Source organism: Leisingera aquimarina DSM 24565 (genome assembly GCF_000473165.1).
In the GTDB taxonomy this organism is placed as follows: Bacteria; Pseudomonadota; Alphaproteobacteria; order Rhodobacterales; family Rhodobacteraceae; genus Leisingera; species Leisingera aquimarina.
This window is the reverse complement of record NZ_KI421504.1, coordinates 2,203,159-2,219,758: the sequence shown is the minus strand read 5'-3', so window position 1 is coordinate 2,219,758 and position 16,600 is coordinate 2,203,159. Positions and strand designations below refer to the sequence as shown.

The 16,600-nt window shown below is 63.6% G+C and carries 16 protein-coding genes; 13 read left to right on the top strand and 3 right to left on the bottom strand.

All coding sequences use genetic code 11. From position 1 onward, the window contains the following. Nucleotides 1–19 precede the first annotated feature (19 nt). The 7 genes from AQUI_RS0115065 (at nucleotide 20) to AQUI_RS0115035 (ending at nucleotide 9,396) form a co-directional block, all read left to right on the top strand. Complete coding sequence (locus AQUI_RS0115065) at nucleotides 20–1,381, top strand: xanthine dehydrogenase small subunit (RefSeq protein ID WP_027258242.1); 1,362 nt, start codon at nucleotides 20–22, stop codon at nucleotides 1,379–1,381. Then, complete coding sequence (gene xdhB / locus AQUI_RS0115060) at nucleotides 1,378–3,711, top strand: xanthine dehydrogenase molybdopterin binding subunit (RefSeq protein ID WP_027258241.1); 2,334 nt, start codon at nucleotides 1,378–1,380, stop codon at nucleotides 3,709–3,711. The genes AQUI_RS0115065 and xdhB overlap by 4 nt, the downstream gene beginning before the upstream one ends. Then, the gene (xdhC, locus tag AQUI_RS0115055) at nucleotides 3,701–4,648 is read left to right on the top strand and encodes a xanthine dehydrogenase accessory protein XdhC (protein WP_027258240.1); all 948 of its coding nucleotides are present in this window, start codon (nucleotides 3,701–3,703) and stop codon (nucleotides 4,646–4,648) included. The genes xdhB and xdhC overlap by 11 nt, the downstream gene beginning before the upstream one ends. Then, the gene (locus tag AQUI_RS0115050; RefSeq protein ID WP_027258239.1) at nucleotides 4,645–6,162 is read left to right on the top strand and encodes an ABC transporter ATP-binding protein; all 1,518 of its coding nucleotides are present in this window, start codon (nucleotides 4,645–4,647) and stop codon (nucleotides 6,160–6,162) included. Before xdhC ends, AQUI_RS0115050 begins: the two co-directional genes overlap by 4 nt. A gap of 99 nt (nucleotides 6,163–6,261) precedes the next feature. After that, nucleotides 6,262–7,344 carry an ABC transporter permease gene (locus AQUI_RS0115045; protein ID WP_027258238.1) on the top strand — a complete coding sequence of 361 codons (1,083 nt, stop codon included), beginning with the start codon at nucleotides 6,262–6,264 and terminating at the stop codon, nucleotides 7,342–7,344. After that, nucleotides 7,344–8,264 (top strand): ABC transporter permease, encoded by a 921-nt coding sequence (locus tag AQUI_RS0115040; protein ID WP_027258237.1) that lies wholly within the window; start codon nucleotides 7,344–7,346, stop codon nucleotides 8,262–8,264. Before AQUI_RS0115045 ends, AQUI_RS0115040 begins: the two co-directional genes overlap by 1 nt. Nucleotides 8,265–8,322: 58 nt before the next feature. Then, entirely contained in the window at nucleotides 8,323–9,396 is a 1,074-nt protein-coding gene (locus AQUI_RS0115035) for a BMP family ABC transporter substrate-binding protein (protein ID WP_027258236.1), read from the top strand. Nucleotides 9,397–9,468: 72 nt separating this feature from the next. Here AQUI_RS0115035 and AQUI_RS0115030 read toward each other — a convergent pair whose 3' ends face one another. Next, the gene (locus AQUI_RS0115030; RefSeq protein ID WP_027258235.1) at nucleotides 9,469–10,059 is read right to left on the bottom strand and encodes a hypothetical protein; all 591 of its coding nucleotides are present in this window, start codon (nucleotides 10,057–10,059) and stop codon (nucleotides 9,469–9,471) included. Nucleotides 10,060–10,191: 132 nt separating this feature from the next. Between AQUI_RS0115030 and AQUI_RS0115025 the strand changes: the two genes are divergently transcribed. The 4 genes from AQUI_RS0115025 (at nucleotide 10,192) to AQUI_RS0115010 (ending at nucleotide 13,283) form a co-directional block, all read left to right on the top strand. After that, nucleotides 10,192–11,142 carry an aldo/keto reductase gene (locus AQUI_RS0115025; RefSeq protein ID WP_027258234.1) on the top strand — a complete coding sequence of 317 codons (951 nt, stop codon included), beginning with the start codon at nucleotides 10,192–10,194 and terminating at the stop codon, nucleotides 11,140–11,142. A 4-nt stretch (nucleotides 11,143–11,146) separates the two neighbouring features. After that, entirely contained in the window at nucleotides 11,147–12,217 is a 1,071-nt protein-coding gene (locus AQUI_RS0115020) for an NAD(P)/FAD-dependent oxidoreductase (protein WP_027258233.1), read from the top strand. Beyond that, nucleotides 12,217–12,873 carry a DUF938 domain-containing protein gene (locus AQUI_RS0115015; protein WP_027258232.1) on the top strand — a complete coding sequence of 219 codons (657 nt, stop codon included), beginning with the start codon at nucleotides 12,217–12,219 and terminating at the stop codon, nucleotides 12,871–12,873. Before AQUI_RS0115020 ends, AQUI_RS0115015 begins: the two co-directional genes overlap by 1 nt. A 74-nt stretch (nucleotides 12,874–12,947) precedes the next feature. Next, the gene (locus tag AQUI_RS0115010; protein ID WP_027258231.1) at nucleotides 12,948–13,283 is read left to right on the top strand and encodes a carboxymuconolactone decarboxylase family protein; all 336 of its coding nucleotides are present in this window, start codon (nucleotides 12,948–12,950) and stop codon (nucleotides 13,281–13,283) included. Between the two features lie 15 nt (nucleotides 13,284–13,298). Here AQUI_RS0115010 and AQUI_RS28105 read toward each other — a convergent pair whose 3' ends face one another. After that, nucleotides 13,299–14,192 carry a LysR family transcriptional regulator gene (locus AQUI_RS28105; protein ID WP_245596989.1) on the bottom strand — a complete coding sequence of 298 codons (894 nt, stop codon included), beginning with the start codon at nucleotides 14,190–14,192 and terminating at the stop codon, nucleotides 13,299–13,301. Nucleotides 14,193–14,291: 99 nt separating this feature from the next. On the opposite strand from AQUI_RS28105, the gene AQUI_RS0115000 reads away from it, so the two are divergent. Beyond that, a complete protein-coding gene (locus tag AQUI_RS0115000) occupies nucleotides 14,292–14,882 on the top strand; it encodes an HD domain-containing protein (protein WP_027258230.1) in 591 nt (196 codons plus the stop codon). Nucleotides 14,883–14,929: 47 nt separating this feature from the next. Here the strand turns inward: AQUI_RS0115000 and AQUI_RS0114995 are convergent, their stop codons facing one another. Beyond that, nucleotides 14,930–15,832, bottom strand: coding sequence for a LysR family transcriptional regulator (locus AQUI_RS0114995; RefSeq protein ID WP_027258229.1), 903 nt, complete (start codon nucleotides 15,830–15,832; stop codon nucleotides 14,930–14,932). A 113-nt stretch (nucleotides 15,833–15,945) separates the two neighbouring features. On the opposite strand from AQUI_RS0114995, the gene AQUI_RS0114990 reads away from it, so the two are divergent. Beyond that, entirely contained in the window at nucleotides 15,946–16,569 is a 624-nt protein-coding gene (locus tag AQUI_RS0114990; RefSeq protein WP_027258228.1) for an FMN-dependent NADH-azoreductase, read from the top strand. Nucleotides 16,570–16,600: the final 31 nt, after the last annotated feature.

Below are 16,600 nucleotides of genomic sequence, written 5' to 3'. Positions count from 1 at the left end.
CGCGGCGGGTCTCGGGAAGATGGCACTCGCCTTTCGTCTGAATGGTGAAGACGTTCTGATCGAACACGCAGACCCTTCGTCCACGCTGCTGGACTGGCTGCGCGACGCTAAGGGTTTCACCGGCACCAAAGAAGGCTGCAACGAGGGCGATTGCGGGGCCTGCACCGTGATGGTCACCGATTCACGTGGATCGAAGGCACTGAATGCCTGTATTCTGTTCCTGCCCCAGCTCAACGGCAAATCCGTCCGTACTGTCGAGGGCGCCGCAGGCCCGGACGGCAGCCTGCATCCCGCGCAGCAGGCCATGGTCGATCACCACGGCAGCCAATGCGGCTTCTGCACCCCCGGTTTCATCATGTCGATGGTCACCGCACACACCAACGGTGCGACGGATTACGATGACCAACTGGCCGGCAACCTTTGCCGCTGTACCGGCTACGCCCCGATCATCCGCGCCGCGGAGGCAGCCAGGGACGCCCCCGTACCGGATTGGATTATCCGCGACCGGCCCGTTGACCCCGGCCCCCAGCCGCTGATGCCGCAATCGGCGGATGAACTGGCCGCTCTTTACGCAAAACATCCTGATGCCACACTTATCGCAGGCGCCACCGATGTTGGCCTCTGGGTTACCAAGCAGCTGCGCCACCTGCCGCAGATGATCTTCCTCGACGGCTGCGTCGATCTGAAGGACATCGAGGTGATAGACAGCACCGTCCGCATAGATGCAATGGCCGACATGAACGCCCTGCGCACCGCGATGGCGCCGCTGCACCCGTCCTTTGCCGAAATGCTGCGCCGCTTCGCCTCCCAGCAGGTGCGCGCCGCCGCCACTGTCGGCGGCAATATCGCCAACGGCTCCCCCATTGGCGACACCCCGCCCGCCCTGATCGCACTGGATGCCACTCTGCATCTGCGCAAAGGGGACAACCGCCGCGAGCTGCCGCTGAAGGATTTCTTCCTCGACTACGGCAAGCAGGACCGGGGCTCTGGCGAATTTGTCGAGGCGGTCAGCTTCCCACGCCAGCCCGACACGCTGAAGGTCTACAAGCTGTCGAAGCGTTTTGATCAGGACATCTCCGCCGTGCTCGGCGCCTTCAACGTGACGGTCGAGAACGGCCGGATCACCACGGCCCGCATCGCCTTTGGCGGCATGGCAGCTATCCCCAAGCGCGCTGCAAACGTCGAGGCCGCCCTCACAGGCCAGCCCTGGAGTGAAGCCACGATCCAGGCCGCCGCCGCTGCCTTTGATCAGGATTTCACCCCGATGAGCGACATGCGTGCCTCAGCCGAATACCGGCTGGAAACCGCGCGCAACATGCTCTCCCGCTATTTCGCTGAGATGAACGGCGCGGCAGTTTCGGTGCTGGAGGTGAAACCATGAGCGTTTCAAAACCCCTCCCCCATGACGCCGCCGAACTGCATGTGACTGGCGCCGCCCGCTATGTGGATGACATCCCCTCGCCCTCCGGCACGCTGCATCTGGCATTCGGCCTCTCCCCCATCGCCCGCGGCCACATCACCGGCATGCATTTGCACGACGCGCAGCACAGCCCCGGCGTCGTGGCGGTGCTGACCGCCAGGGGCTTGCCGTTCTCCAACGATGTCTCCCCTTCGATCCATGACGAGCCGCTGCTTGCGGCGGGCACCGTCAACTACGTCGGCCAGCCGGTGTTCCTGGTGGTAGCCGACAGCCATCGCAACGCCCGCATCGCCGCCCGCAAGGGCAAGGTCGACTATGCCGAAGAACCCGCGCTGCTGACCCTGGACGCCGCCTTGGCTGCAGACAGCCGGTTCGAGGAAGGTCCGCGCATTTACCAGAAGGGCGACGCCGCCGCCGCCATCGATGCCGCCGCCCGCACCGTCGAGGGCAGCTTCGAACTCGGCGGGCAGGAGCATTTCTACCTCGAAGGCCAGGCGGCCATGGCCTGGCCGCAGGAGGATGGCGGCATGCATGTCTTCTCCTCCACCCAGCACCCGACCGAAATCCAGCACAAGGTCGCCGATGCCATCGGCCTGCCAATGCATGCCGTGCGCGTCGAGACCCGCCGCATGGGCGGCGGCTTTGGCGGCAAGGAAAGCCAGGGCAACGCGCTGGCCGTCGCCTGCGCCGTGGCGGCGCGGCTGACCGGCAAGCCCTGCAAGATGCGCTATGACCGCGACGATGACATGGTGATCACCGGCAAGCGCCACGCCTTCCGCATTTCCTACCGCGCCGGGTTCGATGAGGACGGCCAGCTGCAAGGGGTCGAGTTCCTGCATTTGGCGGATTGCGGCTGGGCGCAGGACCTGTCGCTGCCGGTCGCCGACCGCGCCATGCTGCACGCCGACAATGCCTATCTGATCCCCAATATCCGTATCGAAAGCCACCGCCTGCGCACCAACCTGCAAAGCGCCACCGCCTACCGCGGCTTTGGCGGCCCGCAGGGCATGGTGGGGATCGAGCGGGTGATGGACCATATCGCTCATGACCTGGGGATGGACCCGGCGGAGCTGCGGCAGCGGAACTACTATGCCGCACCGGCGGAGGGGGGCTCTGCCCCCCCTGCCCCCCGGAGTACTTCCGAAAAGATGAAGGACAACACCACGCCTTATGGCATGGAGGTCACGGATTTTGAGCTGCATGGGATGACGGCGGACTTGCTGCGTTCCTCAGACTATGCGGGACGGAAGGCCTCGATTGCGGAATGGAACAAGGGCCAGCCCCACCTGAAGCGCGGCATTGCCTTCTCGCCGGTGAAATTCGGGATTTCCTTTACCCTCACCCACCTAAATCAGGCAGGCGCCTTGGTGCATGTCTACCAGGACGGCTCGGTGCATCTGAACCACGGGGGCACCGAGATGGGCCAGGGCCTGTTCCAGAAGGTGGCGCAGGTTGCTGCTAGCCGCTTTGGCATCCCGCTGGAGAAAGTGAAGATCACCGCAACCGACACCGCCAAAGTGCCCAATACCTCGGCCACTGCGGCCTCTTCCGGGTCCGACCTGAATGGCATGGCGGTGAAGGCGGCATGCGACACTCTCCGCGACCGCATGGCCGAGCATCTGGCGCAGCAGCATCAGGCCCGCACCGGCGATGTGGTGTTTGAGAACGGCATGGTGCGGATCGGCCAGGATGAGATGACGTTCGATCAGGCCGCCGCCCTCTGCTATCAGGGCCGGGTCAGCTTGTCGGCCACCGGGTTTTACAAGACACCCAAGGTTGAATGGGACCGGATCAAGGGCCAGGGCCGTCCGTTCTACTACTTTGCCTATGGCACCGCAGTGACCGAAGTTGCCGTCGATGCACTAACCGGCGAAAACCGCATCCTGCGCTGCGATATCCTGCATGACGCTGGCGCCTCGCTGAACCCGGCGCTGGACCTGGGCCAGATCGAGGGCGGCTATGTGCAGGGCGCCGGTTGGCTGACGACCGAGGAGCTGGTCTGGGATGACGCCGGCCGGCTGCGCACCCACGCGCCCTCCACCTACAAGATCCCCGCCTGCTCCGACCGGCCCGATGTGTTTAACGTGAATCTTTGGGACGGGCAGAACCGCGAGGACAGCATCTACCGCTCCAAGGCTGTGGGGGAGCCGCCATTCATGCTGGGCATTTCCGCCTGGCTGGCGCTCAGCGATGCGGTCTCGGCCTTTGGCAAGGCCTATCCGGCGCTGAATGCCCCGGCGACGGCTGAAGAAGTCTGGCGCGCAATCCGGAGGGTGCGTGATGGGGTTTGACATTGCAGCCCTGCGCGCAGCGGTTGCCGAACATGGCCGCGTTGTGCGGGTGGTGATTGCTTCCATTCGCGGCTCCTCCCCGCGCGAGGCCGGCACCGCGATGCTTATCTGGCGGGATGGGCAAAGCGGCACCATCGGCGGCGGGACGCTGGAGTTTGAGGCCGCAGAGGCCGCCCGCATGCAAACGGTTTCCAAGACGTTCAGCACCCATGCGCTGGGGCCGGATCTGGGCCAATGCTGCGGCGGCGCTGTCACGTTGCTGAGTGAAGTTTACGAGGCCGCTGATCTGGCCGCGCTGGACAGCGAAGTCATCGCCCGCCCCGCCAGCCCGGCGCCGGTGCCCCCGTCAATACCCATGACGGTGAAACGCATCCTCGTCTCCGCCCGCAGCCAGGGTCTGGCCCCGGGGCCGCAATTGGTGGACGGCTGGATGATTGAGCCGGTCTATAACCCTAGCAAGCCGGTCTGGATCTGGGGCGCGGGCCATGTCGGCCGGGCGCTGGTGAACGTCCTAGCGCCGCTGCCGGATCTGCTGATCACCTGGGTGGACACCACCGCAGAGCGGTTCCCGGCTGAGATTCCCGCCGGAATCACTGCTGTTCCCGCCGCCGATCCTGCGCTTCTGGTGCCGCATGCGCCTGAAAACGCTGCGCATTTGGTGCTGACCTATTCCCATGCGCTGGATCTGGCGCTATGCCACGCGCTGTTGGGCCGCAGCTTTGCCTTTGCCGGGCTGATCGGCTCCCGCACCAAATGGGCGCGCTTCAGCTCGCGACTGGCGGCTCTGGGCCACAGCCCGGAACGGATCTCCCGGATCACCTGCCCGATCGGCGATCCGCAACTTGGAAAACACCCGCAGATGATTGCGGTCGGCGTCGCGGCCCAGCTGCTGCGGCTGAGTGCAAAAGAAGAACTGAGAAAGGACCGGCGCGCGTGACCGTACCACTGTTGAGCCTTCAAGGCCTGACCAAGGCCTACCCCGGGGTTGTGGCCAATGACTCCGTCTCCTTTGACATCGGCGAGGGCGAAGTGCATGCCCTGCTCGGCGAAAACGGCGCCGGGAAATCGACGCTGGTCAAGATGATCTACGGGCTGGTGAAGCCCGACAGCGGCAAGATGCTGTTGCGCGGCCAGCCATTTGAGCCGGCCGAACCGCGCGCAGCCCGTGCTGACGGCATCGCCATGGTGTTCCAGCATTTTTCGCTGTTTGACGCGCTGAACGTGGCCGAGAACATCGCGCTGGGGATGGAGAACCCGCCGGAGTTGCGCGACCTCGCCGCCCGGATCCGCGAAGTGTCGGAAACCTATGGATTGCCGCTGGACCCATTCCGCACCGTCGGCGATCTGTCCGCAGGCGAGCGTCAGCGCGTCGAGATCATCCGCTGCCTGCTGCAGGATCCGAAGCTCCTGATCATGGACGAGCCGACCTCGGTCCTCACCCCGCAGGAAGTTGATATCCTGTTCAAGACACTTCAGAAACTGCAGTCCGAGGGGACCTCGATCCTCTATATCTCGCATAAGCTGGAAGAAATCCGCACGCTTTGCGACCATGCCACAATTCTGCGGCTGGGTAAGAATGTGGGCGAATGCACCCCGGCTGAGACCTCGGCCCGCGACATGGCGGAAATGATGGTCGGCAGCACCTTGCAGACCCCGGAACGCGGCAGCCGCGAGTTTGGCGGTGTCGCGATGGATATTTCCGGCCTGTCGGTGCCGGCGCCGTCGGCCTTTGGCACCGCGCTGAAAAACGTGCATATGACGGTGAGGAAGGGCGAGATCCTTGGCATTGGCGGCGTGGCCGGAAACGGCCAGGACGAACTGCTGGGCGTGTTGTCGGGCGAGGTTCTGACCGACGCGGATGCGGTGAAACTGCACGGGCAGCCCGTCGGCCGCCTTGGCCCCACCGCCCGGCGCAGGCTCGGCGTGCTGGCCGCCCCCGAAGAACGCCTGGGCCACGCCGCCGCCCCGGATATGAGCCTGACGGAGAATGCCATGCTCACCGGATCGGTGCGCGAGGGGCTGGAGAAGAACGGGTTTCTGGATTGGGCTGCGACCAAGGATTTTGCCGAACGCATCATCAAGGCCTTTGACGTGCGCACGCCGGGTCCGGGCAATGCCGCGCGCTCGCTGTCGGGCGGCAATCTGCAGAAGTTTGTGATCGGCCGCGAGGTGCTGCAGGATCCGGACGTTCTGGTGGTGAACCAGCCGACCTGGGGCGTCGACGCCGCCGCCGCCGCATCCATCCGCCAGTCGCTGCTGGATCTCGCCGCCAAGGGGGCTGCGGTGATCTGCATCAGTCAGGATCTGGATGAGTTGATGGAAATCTCCGACAGCTTTGCCGCCCTGAACGAAGGCCGTCTGAGCGCCCCGCGCGAGGCCGCGGGCCTGACGGTGGATGAGATCGGCCTGATGATGGGCGGTGCCCACGGCATGGAGGTGGCGCATGTCTGATCCCGCCCGCAGAAATTTCACCTCCCCGATCGGTGGCAAAGCCGCCTGCCGGGCACTGGGCGAGAGTATTTTTGAAAAGATGAAACAGGGAGCCGCTTTATGATCCGGCTAGAGAAACGGCCGCAGCCGTCGCGCGCCTGGTCGATGGCGACGCCGCTGGTGGCGGTGCTGGCGACGATGCTGTTTGGCGGGTTGCTGTTTGCAGCCCTTGGCAAACCGCCGGTGGAGGCGATCCGCACCATTTTCTGGGAGCCGCTATTTGGCGAGTTCTCTTTCTACTACCGCCCGCAGCTGCTGGTGAAAGGTGCGCCGCTGGTGCTGATTGCCATCGGGTTGTCGCTGGGCTTCAGGGCCGGCATCTGGAACATCGGCGCCGAGGGGCAGTACATCATGGGTGCCATCTTTGGCGCCGGGGCCGGCTTGGCGTTTTATCCGCTGGAGGCTTTCTACATCTTCCCGATCATGGTGATTGCAGGCGCCTTTGGCGGCTGGCTCTGGGCGATGATCCCGGCGGTGCTGAAAACCCGCTTTGGCACCAATGAGATTCTGGTCTCGCTGATGCTGGTCTATGTGGCCGAGCAATTCCTCGCCTCGGTCTCGCTGGGGCTGCTGAAGAACCCGGAGGGCTTCGGTTTTCCCGGCTCGCGCAACCTGCAATCCTGGGACGCTGCCCATAATGCCGAACTGATTGCCGGCACCGGCATGCACTGGGGCGTGGTGGCGGCGCTGATTGCGGTGATCTTTGCCTATGTTCTGCTGAACCGGCACATGACCGGCTACCACATCCGCCTGACCGGCGAGGCGCCGCGCGCGGCCAAGTTCGCAGGCGTGAACCCGACCCGGCTGGTGCTGTTCTGCCTTGGAACCTCCGGCGCACTGGCAGGGCTTGCCGGCATGTTCGAGGTCTCCGGGCCTTCGGGCCAAATCAGCATCGACTTCAACGTGGGCTATGGCTTTACCGCGATCATCGTCGCCTTTCTGGGCCGGTTGCACCCGGTGGGTATCCTGCTCGCAGGCGGGCTGATGGCGCTGACCTATATCGGCGGCGACATTGCCCAGTCGAACCTGCAACTGCCCGCCGCAGCGATCCAAGTCTTTCAGGGGATGCTGTTGTTTTTCCTGCTAGCCTTCGACCTGCTCACCAATTTCCGCATCGCAATCGGCAAGCCGGAGGTGGCATAATGGATCTTTCTGCAATCAACCCGGTCCTGCTCATCGCCTCGCTGATGGTGGCGGCAACGCCGTTGCTGCTGGCCGCCATCGGCGAACTGGTGGTGGAGAAATCCGGCGTTCTGAACCTTGGGGTCGAGGGGATGATGATCACCGGCGCCATCGCGGGATTTGCCGTGGCAGTGGAGAGCGGCTCGCCGCTCCTGGGCTTCGTGGCCGCCGCCATTGCCGGTGCCGCCCTGTCGGTTCTGTTTGCCATCCTCACCCAGTTTGCCCAGGCCAATCAGGTCGCCTCCGGCCTGTCGCTGACCCTGTTTGGGCTGGGGCTGTCGGCGCTGCTGGGGCAGTCCTATGTCGGTGTGAAACCGCCGCAGATGGGCGACATCCATATCCCGGTGCTCAGCGACCTGCCCGTCGTCGGGCCGATCCTGTTCGGCCATGACATTATCCTGTATTTCGGCATCGTGCTGACCGCAGCCGTCTGGTGGGTGCTGAAGTATTCACGCCTCGGCCTGGTGCTGCGCGCGGTGGGGGAAAACCACGACGCTGCCCATGCACTGGGATACAAGGTGCTGAAGATCCGCCTGATGGCGATCATGTTCGGCGGCGCCTGCGCCGGCCTTGGCGGCGCCTATATCAGTCTGATCCGGGTGCCCCAGTGGACCGAAGGCATGACCGCCGGCATCGGCTGGATTGCCCTTGCGCTGGTGGTTTTTGCCAGCTGGAAACCCTGGCGCGCGCTGCTGGGCGCCTATCTCTTTGGCGGCGTCACCGTGGTGCAGCTCAATCTGCAGGCGGCAGGCGTTGCCATTCCGGTCGAGTATCTGGCAATGTCGCCCTATCTGATTACAATCATTGTGCTTGTTATCCTTTCGGCGGACAAAAGCAGCGCACCCGCCTCGCTTGGCCGCAACTTCCATGCCTCCCGTTAAGGGGGGCTTTTCACTGCCCCGGACCCGGGGCCAAAAGATCCAAACTGGGGAGAAATTGATGAAACTGACCAATCTTCTGACCAGCGCCGCCATGGCGCTTGGCCTGGCCGCAGGCGCGGCGATGGCGGACACCACCAAAGTGGGCTTTGTCTATGTCGGCCCCGTCGGCGACGGCGGCTGGACCTATGAGCACGATCAGGGCCGCAAAGCAGTTGAGGCCGAGTTTGGCGATCAGGTCGAAACTGTGTACGTCGAGAACGTCGCCGAAGGCCCTGACGCCGAGCGGGTGATGACCCAGATGGCGCTGGAGGGCGCTGATCTGATCTTCACTACCTCCTTCGGCTACATGGACCCGACCATCAACGTCGCCAAGAAGTTCCCGAACGTGAAATTCGAGCACGCCACCGGCTACAAGCGCGCCGACAACGTCTCGACCTATTCCGCCCGCTTCTATGAGGGGCGCGCGGTACAGGGCACCATCGCGGGCCACATGACCGAGTCGAACATCGTCGGCTACATCGGGTCCTACCCGATCCCGGAAGTGGTGCGCGGCATCAACTCCGCCTATATCCACGCCAAGAAAGTGAACCCCGACGTCGAGTTCAAGATCGTCTGGGCCTTCACCTGGTTCGACCCTGCGAAAGAGGCGGACGCCGCCAAGGTGCTGATCGAACAGGGCGCCGACGTGATCCTGCAGCACACCGACTCCACCGCGCCGCAGGCCGCCGCACAGGCCGCAGGCAACGTGATCACCTTCGGTCAGGCATCGGACATGTCGGAATACGGGCCGAAACCCCGCGTGTCTTCGATCATCGACGACTGGGCGCCTTACTACATTGCCCGCACCAAGGCAGTGATCGACGGCAACTGGGAGTCGGTTGACACTTGGGACGGCATCGGCGCCGGCATGGTCGGCATCGGCGAGATTTCCGACGCGGTTCCGGCTGACGTGAAAGAAGCGGCGCTGGCGATCAAGGCCTCCATCGCGGACGGCTCGTACCACCCGTTCACGGGCCCGATCAAAAAGCAGGACGGCTCGGACTGGCTGGCAGAGGGTGAGACCGCAGACGACGGCACCCTGGCGGGCATGAACTTTTATGTCGAAGGCCTGGACGGCGACATCCCGCAGTAAGCTTCGCGTCACTCAAAAATGGAAAGGCCCGCCAATTGGCGGGCCTTTTTCATTCGGTGTCCCCGGCCCCGGTCAGGAACAGCGCACCGGAGCCGCCAGCCGCCGTACAAGTCCGCCGTCGCGTTCCGCCAACGGCGCACCGGTCACTGCGCAGCCTGAAATCTGCGCGACATAGGCTGTCAGCTCCTGCAGCGCGGCACTGCCGCCGACCTGCAGCCCGGCCTTAGGCATGCTGATGGCAAAAAGCACCGCAAAGCTGCTGCCATCCACGGTAACGATCCTGAACCGGGTCTGTGCATCCCCCAGATGGGTCTTTGCCGCATAGGGCGACTTGCGTTCAGACGCCTTGTAGGCAATCGCGGCCCCGGCGGCTTCGCGAGCCGCCAGCCGTGCGCCGCCTGCCTGGAAACGCGCTGAATGGGCCACCAGCCATGGGGCGCCGGTGCGGGTCTTGTGCAGGCCCGGGCGCATCGCTGCATGGGGGGCCAGCTCAGCCTCAGCTGCTGCCCGGTAATCTGTGCCGCTTGCCCCGGCCTGCACCCCGGTCTGCCCTCCCGCATGTGCGCTGGAACCTGCCCGCGTTGCCGACCAGTAATCGGGCTTCTCCGGCCCCCCACAGGCTGCCAGAAGCGCCGCCGCCCCGATCATCAGAAACTGTTTCACGTTTGCTCTCCGTAGCTTTGCCGCGCCTATCATGACAAGAGAACCGGGCCGCAATATGGCATCCAGGCCTGGCCTGCACGATGGTTGCAATCCGTCTTTCCCTGCCGCGCCCCCTGTGCCAAGCTCAGCGCCATGACCCAAATCGCATGTAAGACTCTGACCTCGCCCGATGGCACCCCTGCCAGCCGCTTTGCCTTTGGCTGCATGCAGTTCGGCGGCCGCGCCGATGAGGCGCAATCAGCCCGGATGTATGCCGCCTGCCGGGCGGCCGGCATCACCCATTTTGACACCGCCTGGATCTATACCGGAGGCCGCTCGGAAGAGATCTTGGGCCGCCTGATCCGCACCGAGCGCGACCAGCTGCTGATTGCCACCAAGGCGGGTTATACCGGCGGTGCCGGCGCAGCGAACATCCGCGCGCAGTTCGACGAGAGCCGCCGCCGGCTGGGGCTCGATATGGTGGACGTGCTCTACCTGCACCGCTTCGACCCGGAGACTGACCTGAGCGAAACCATGGACTGTTTTGCCAAGCTCAAGGAACAGGGCCTGATCCGCTATGCGGCGCTGTCGAACTTTGCCGCATGGCAGGTGATGAAAGCGCAGATGGCGGGCCTGGCCTCTGGCGTTTCCGTGGACATCCTGCAGCCGATGTATTCGCTGGTGAAACGCCAAGCCGAGGTGGAAATCCTGCCGATGTGCGCTGATCAGGGTATCACCGCCGTCCCCTATTCGCCCCTGGGCGGCGGGCTGCTGACCGGCAAATACGCCGCCGGCGGCAGCGGCCGCATCACCGAGGACGAAGGCTATCGCACCCGCTACGGGCGGGCCTTCATGCATGAGACAGCCCAAGCCCTGGCCGCACTGGCGGCGGAACGCGGCACCGACCCGGCCACCCTCTCCGTCGCCTGGGCCGCCGCGCATCCCAGCCGCCCTGTGCCGATCATCTCCGCCCGCACTGTCCAGCAACTGCAGCCCTCGCTGGCAGCGCTGGATTTCAAACTGGACGCGGACCTTTACCAAGCAATTGCAGCGCTCAGCCCGCGGCCCGCTCCCGCGACCGACCGGCTAGAAGAACAGGATTAAACCCATGCAGGATTTCATCGTCATCGGCGGCGGCATGGCCGGCACCAGCGCCGCTGCCCGGCTTGCACACCTCGGCAGCGTTACCCTGCTGGAGATGGAGGACGCGCTTGGCTACCATTCCTCCGGCCGCTCCGCCGCGCTGTTTGAGGAAAACTACGGCCACGGCCCGACCGTCACTCTGAACCGCGCCAGCGCCGCCTACCTGCGCGAAAACGGCTATTTGTCGCCGCGCGGGCTGATGCTGGTGGGCGCCAAGGATGATGCCGACGGCTTTGCCCGCGATGTGGACGAGCTGGGCATGGCCACGCTGGAGTTGGACGAGGCCCGCGCCATGGTCCCGATCCTGAACCCGGAGACCGTCGGCTTTGCCGCCATCAGCGGCGCCGCCGAGGATATCGACACCGACCGGATGCTGCAGGATTTCGCCAAGGCACTGCGCACTGCCGGCGGTCAGACTGTGACCAAGGCGCCAGTGACCGCCATCACCCGCATCAGCGGCGGCTGGCAGGTCGCCGCGGGCAGTGAAATCTATGAAGCCCGCCAGCTGGTCAATGCAGCCGGCGCCTGGGCCGATCAGGTTGCAGCACTGGCCGGGATCGCTGCCATCGGTCTCCAGCCCAAACGCCGCTCGATGGCGCGTCTGCCTGCTCCCGGCGGGTACGATGTCAGCGGCTGGCCGATGCTCCTCGGCGTCGGTGAAACCTGGTACGCCAAGCCCGATGCAGGCAAGCTCTTGGTCTCCCCCGCCGATACCGACCCTATGGACCCGCATGATGCCTACGCCGACGATATGGTGCTGGCCGAGGGCCTGGCGCGCTACGAGGAAATGGTGACTGAGCCGGTGACGCGGGTCGAAAGCAACTTTGCCGGTCTGCGCAGCTTTGTCGCCGACGGCACCCTGGTGCTGGGGCCGGACCCGGAGCAGCCGGATTTCATCTGGTGCGCCGCCCAGGGCGGCTATGGCATCATGACCGCGCCCGCCGCCTCGCAGCTGATTGCCGATCTGGCGGCCGGGCGCGCGCCTGCACTCGACGCCGCCGCAGTGGCGGCTCTCTCGCCTGCAAGGCTGCGCTGATGCCAATGCGCTCTGTCCCCGGATCAGCCTCGGTCGCAGCGCCTGAGGGTGGCAAACTGTTCGCCCCCGCCGCCGCCCGCAACAGCGATGTTCTGTGCGATCTCTTGGCAGAGGTTGCCCCTCCGCAAGGCCGTGCACTGGAACTTGCCAGCGGCACCGGCCAGCATGTTGCGGCCTACGCCGTCCGCTTGCCCGGCCTGATGTGGCAGCCCAGCGAAGCGGAGGCGGCCCGGCTTGCCAGCATTCAAGCCTATGCCGATGAAGCGGGCCTGGCGAACATCGCCCCGCCCGTGCTGCTGGATGCAACCGCCCCTGGCTGGGGTGCAGAACACCCGGGGCAGGATTTGATCGTGCTGGTAAATTTGCTGCATCTGATCAGCGAAGAGGAGACGAAGACCCTCATCGCCGAGGCCGCCGCCGCCCTCGCCCCCGGCGGCCGCTTCGTGATCTACGGCCCTTTCACACGCGGCGGCAAGCTGACCAGCGAAGGCGACCGGAACTTCCATGCAGCACTCCGCGCCCATGACCCGCAGATCGGCTACAAGGACGATTTCGACACCATCGACTGGCTGCACGGCACCGGGCTGGAGCTGCTGCAGGCGGTCGAGATGCCCGCCAACAATCTGGCGCTGATAGCGGAAAAACCACCCCTCTGATCTGGATCAAGGCTGCCCGCCCCTGCCCTCCATACACCTTCGGTAATTGGAATGTGTAACTGAGGGACCGGCAAATGGACTGGCACGAAAAACTTGGCGAAACCCGCAAGAACCTGCGCAATCTGAACGGGGCAATCCCGGACACCGCCCAGGCTTTTGGCGCATTTGGCAAGGCTGTGAAACAGGGCGGTGTGCTGGAGTTCAAGCAGAAGGAATTCGTGGTACTTGGCATCGCGGTGGCTCTGCGTTGCGAGGATTGCATTGGCCTGCATGTGGAGGCGCTGGTCAAATCCGGCGCCAGCCGCGCGGAAGTGGGCGATGTGCTGGCGATGTCGATCCAGATGGGCGGCGGACCGGCAATGATGTATGCGGCCAAGGCGATGAGCTGTTTCGATCAGCTGACACGCTGAATTCCGGCCCGGAATTCAGCCCGGAAAACACGTGTTTTCCGGCGAAAATTCCGCGCCGGAATTTTGATCACGCATCTCCCGCAGCCCCTGCAGAACTTGGCGGATCTGCTCCAGCGCCGGGTTGTCTGGCAGGTACAGCACCTTGCAGCTAAGTTGGATGTCCCGCGCGCCCTCGACCCTGTGGATTTGCCCGGCCGCCAGCGCCCCCGCCGCCATATAGGCAGGAAAATACCCCATGCCGCCCCGCTTCATCAGATAGCGCAAGCCCATCGGTGCGTTACCCAGCACAATATGCTGGCGGCTGCGCTGCGGCAGCACTTGCTGCACCTGCGCCGCATATTCGCTGCCGAACTCCAGATTGATGAACAACGGCAATGCGTCGCGGCCCAGCCGCAACCGCTGGTCCGACACCAGAACCAGCTCCTCCGGCGGCAGTTCCTCCACCCCCAGCCTTGTGCCTGCGGGAACCTCGTTCACAATTGCCAGATCCAAGAGCCTGCGCGCCACCGCCTCAGCCATGTTCAGCCCGTGATCATAGTTCAGCGTGAACGGCACGGTTCCTTGCGCCTGTTCCAGCCAGACGGCCACATCCACCAGCAGCGGATCCCAGACCGACAGCTGCGCCCCCAGCCGCAGCGAAACCCGTCCTGCCAGGCTTTCCCGCAAATCGCCCGAAACAAACTCCCAAGTCCGCATCATCTGCTCGGCATAGGGCAGAAACTGCCGCCCCGCCGCAGACAGCCTGGTGCCGCCCGGACCGCGCTCGAACAGGCTGGCGCCCAGCCCCTCCTCCAGAGCCTTGATCCGGGCACTGACCGCGGTCTGGGTGATGTGCAGCCGCCGCGCCGCGCCGTGAAAACTGCCGGCGGCCTCGATGGCAAGAAAAGTCTCAAAGGCGTTGATCTGCATGGCGATCACTATTTCTGCTCGGATTGAGCAAATCAATTCGTTTTTCTGCTTATCCAGATGCCGCTATCTTTTCCTGAGATCAACTAAAGGACCCGCGCCATGCTGGACAAAAGCCACAAACCAACCTGGAACAGTTTCCAAGACGCCACCGCCGAAGACTGGGCCGCTGTCGAAGCCTATGAGGAAGCTTATAATGCCGCCCTTCCCGAGCGGATCCTGGACGCGATCCGCTCGCTGGACGAAGACTGGACCCCTTACCCGGTGAATCGCTACCAGCACTCGCTGCAGGCCGCGACCCGCGCCTATGAAGACGGCGCCGATGACGAGATCATCGTGGCCGCCCTGGTGCATGACACCGGCGATATCCTGTCGCCCTACAACCATGGTGAGCTGTCAGCGGCGATGATGAAACCCTATGTCAGCGAGAAAACCTATTGGATTCTGAAACATCACTGCGTGTTCCAGGGTTTCTATTACAACCATCATTTCGGCGGCGACCGCAACGCGCGCGACAAATACCGCGACAGTCCCCATTGGGAGGACTGCCGGCACTTCTGTGAAAAGTATGACCAATGCGCCTTTGATCCGGAGTATCCGACCAAGCCGCTGGAGTTCTTCGAGCCGATCCTGCGCCGGGTTCTGTCGCGCGGCTGGGGCCATATGGAACTGGCAGAGACGGCGGAGGATTGATTTGAGCGGATACCGGAGCGGGGCATTTTCCGCCGCCTTCGTCGCCGTTATGCGGATAATGCCCGGGGTAGATGCATCAGCAAATGATCCACAAACGCGCGCGTTTTCGGCTCCAGGCGGCGCCTGTCGGCATAGACTGCACTGACAGGCGTGTCTAAAGGAATAGATGGAAATTCCGTTAGCAACGGGACAAGTTCACCACGGTCCAGATGCGCCTGCACTGCCCAGTCCGGGATCATGATAACTCCGCACCCGTTCAGCGCCATGTTCTTAAGAAAAGCCAGACCATTGGCCTGAACCGGGCCGGATACCGTCACATCACTGGGCCCCTCTGGCGTTTCAAACCGCCAGAGGGGCTTGCCGGAAGACGTGCGGAAAGACAGGCACTGATGCGCTGAAAGTTCGGCGGGGCGGGATGGCGTGCCAAACTGTTTCAGGTACTCCGGGCTGGCGCAAAGCAGGGAACGGCTGTCGAAAATCTTGCGGGCAACCAGGCTCGAGTCCTTCAGCTGGCCCATGCGGATCGCCAGGTCGATCCGGCCTTCCACCAGGTCTGCGAAGGTCGAAGAGAACAGCAGCCTGATCTTTACGTCAGGGTGCTGGCTTAGGAACTCTGGCAGCACCGGCGAAATCAGTTCTGTGGCCAGATCCGGCTCGGCTGTCACCGTCAGCACACCTGACGGGGCGCCGGTCAGGCGCGCGATGCCCGTCCGGGCGGCTTCCAGCTCCTCAGCTGCGCGTTTGGCATGCCGGTAGTACAGCTCACCCGCTTCGGACAGGCTTTGCTTCCGGGTCGTGCGCTGAAACAGCCGTGCCCCAAGCTCGTTTTCCAATTGCTGTATCTGGCGGGCCACGGATGACGGCGCCAGCCCCAGAATACGGGCCGCCGCCGAGAAGCTGCCCTCTTCGACCACATGAACAAATAGATTGACACTTGCGCTTGCATTCATTTGTGCAATATCCGCACAAATGCTTTGCAATTCAAGCTATTTTTGCGCGGACAAAACATACTCATATTGGCCCTGTTAACGACACTCATACTATTAGACAGGAGCCCCCGAACGTGACCAAACTGTTGTTTATTCAAGCTTCTCCACGTGGAGCTGACTCGAAATCAAAGGCGCTCGCTGACGCCTATCTTTCCAAACTGCAAGCCGTGAAACCTGGGATCGACGTGGACGTCCTTAACCTCTCGGCGGAGGTTTTGCCGGACTATGACGGCGACAAGGTGGCCGCCAAGATGAACGTGATCACGGGGCAGGACCATGACAGCCGCCAATTGACTGCTTGGGACGAGATTACCAGCATGGCTCAGCGTTTCATCAGCGCTGACATTTACCTGATTGCCGTGCCGATGTGGAACGGCAGCATCCCGTACAAATTCAAGCAGTACATTGACCTGATTCATCAACCCGGCCTGTTGTGGGGGCTTGAACCGGAAACAGGCTATTTCGGCTTGTTAGAAAACAAAAAGGCGGTGCTGGCCCTGACCAGCGGTGCCTATGGTCCGGGGATGCCCTCGCCAGCGTTCGGAGTGGATCATCAGTCGGCCTATCTGAAGTTTTGGCTGAACCAAGCCGGGGTGAACGACATCCAGGAAATCTGTTTTCAGCCGACGCTGCTGACCAATGACCCCGAAGGTGATTTCCAGGCCGCCGTTGCCGCGGCACAAAATCTCGCTCCCTGAACGCAACACCTTTCTGCAGCAAAAAAGCCCC

Coding starts and splice junctions, on each gene's coding strand:
- AQUI_RS0115065 (WP_027258242.1), top strand. CDS start 20: ATGGCACTCGCCTTTCGTCTGAATGGTGAAGACGTTCTGATCGAACAC.
- xdhB (WP_027258241.1), top strand. CDS start 1,378: ATGAGCGTTTCAAAACCCCTCCCCCATGACGCCGCCGAACTGCATGTG.
- xdhC (WP_027258240.1), top strand. CDS start 3,701: ATGGGGTTTGACATTGCAGCCCTGCGCGCAGCGGTTGCCGAACATGGC.
- AQUI_RS0115045 (WP_027258238.1), top strand. CDS start 6,262: ATGATCCGGCTAGAGAAACGGCCGCAGCCGTCGCGCGCCTGGTCGATG.
- AQUI_RS0115040 (WP_027258237.1), top strand. CDS start 7,344: ATGGATCTTTCTGCAATCAACCCGGTCCTGCTCATCGCCTCGCTGATG.
- AQUI_RS0115035 (WP_027258236.1), top strand. CDS start 8,323: ATGAAACTGACCAATCTTCTGACCAGCGCCGCCATGGCGCTTGGCCTG.
- AQUI_RS0115025 (WP_027258234.1), top strand. CDS start 10,192: ATGACCCAAATCGCATGTAAGACTCTGACCTCGCCCGATGGCACCCCT.
- AQUI_RS0115020 (WP_027258233.1), top strand. CDS start 11,147: ATGCAGGATTTCATCGTCATCGGCGGCGGCATGGCCGGCACCAGCGCC.
- AQUI_RS0115015 (WP_027258232.1), top strand. CDS start 12,217: ATGCCAATGCGCTCTGTCCCCGGATCAGCCTCGGTCGCAGCGCCTGAG.
- AQUI_RS0115010 (WP_027258231.1), top strand. CDS start 12,948: ATGGACTGGCACGAAAAACTTGGCGAAACCCGCAAGAACCTGCGCAAT.
- AQUI_RS28105 (WP_245596989.1), bottom strand. CDS start 14,192: ATGCAGATCAACGCCTTTGAGACTTTTCTTGCCATCGAGGCCGCCGGC.
- AQUI_RS0115000 (WP_027258230.1), top strand. CDS start 14,292: ATGCTGGACAAAAGCCACAAACCAACCTGGAACAGTTTCCAAGACGCC.
- AQUI_RS0114995 (WP_027258229.1), bottom strand. CDS start 15,832: ATGAATGCAAGCGCAAGTGTCAATCTATTTGTTCATGTGGTCGAAGAG.